At 65.9% G+C, this 775-nt stretch carries 1 protein-coding gene; it reads left to right on the top strand.

The window, feature by feature from the left end; all coding sequences use genetic code 11:
* A partial coding sequence (locus AQY21_RS27040) for an IS66 family transposase (protein ID WP_152988352.1) occupies positions 1-775 on the top strand: 775 nt, incomplete at both ends.

Below are 775 nucleotides of genomic sequence, written 5' to 3'. Positions count from 1 at the left end.
CGGCCCGAACCTGCTGGCCATGGTGCTGTTCGAGAAGTTTGGCCAGCATCAGCCCCTGAACAGGCAGGCCGAGCGCTATGCGAAGGAGGGCGTCGAGATCAGCCTCTCGACCCTGGCCGATCAGGTCGGGGCCTGTGCCGTGGCGCTGCAGCCGCTCCACGATCTGATCCGTGCCCATGTCCTCGGCGCCGAGCGATTGCATGCTGACGACACGACCGTGCCGCTGCTGGCCAAAGGTGGCACGCAAACCGCCCGGCTCTGGACCTATCTGCGGGATGACCGGCCCTTTGCCGGTGGGGCGCCGCCGGCAGCGCTCTATTACTTCTCAACCGACCGCAGGAAAGAACACCCGACCCGTCATCTGGCGGGCTGGACCGGCACCCTGCAAGCCGATGCCTATGGCGGTTACAACGACCTCTACCATGCCAGCCACAGGCCCGCGCCGGTGCTGAGCGCGCTGTGCTGGTCGCATGCCCGGCGCAAGTTCTTCGAACTGGCGGATATCAAAGCCACAGCCCGCAAGGGCAAAAAGGTGGCCGTAGAGATCTCGCCCATCGCGCTGGAGGCCGTCAAACGCTTCGACGCCATCTTCGATGCCGAGCGCGAGATCACCGGCCTGACCGCCGAGGCCCGCCATGACGCCCGTCAGCGGCTGGTGCGCCCGATGGTCCAGGATCTGCACAACTGGTTGCGGACCGAACGCGCCCGAATGTCGAAGCACAACCCCGTCGCCAAGGCGATCAACTACATGTTCGAGGAGGACGGCCGCTGGGAC

This window comes from Paracoccus sp. MKU1, from assembly GCF_001447385.1.
Classification (GTDB): Bacteria; Pseudomonadota; Alphaproteobacteria; order Rhodobacterales; family Rhodobacteraceae; genus Paracoccus.
This window is presented reverse-complemented; position numbering and strand designations above follow the sequence as displayed.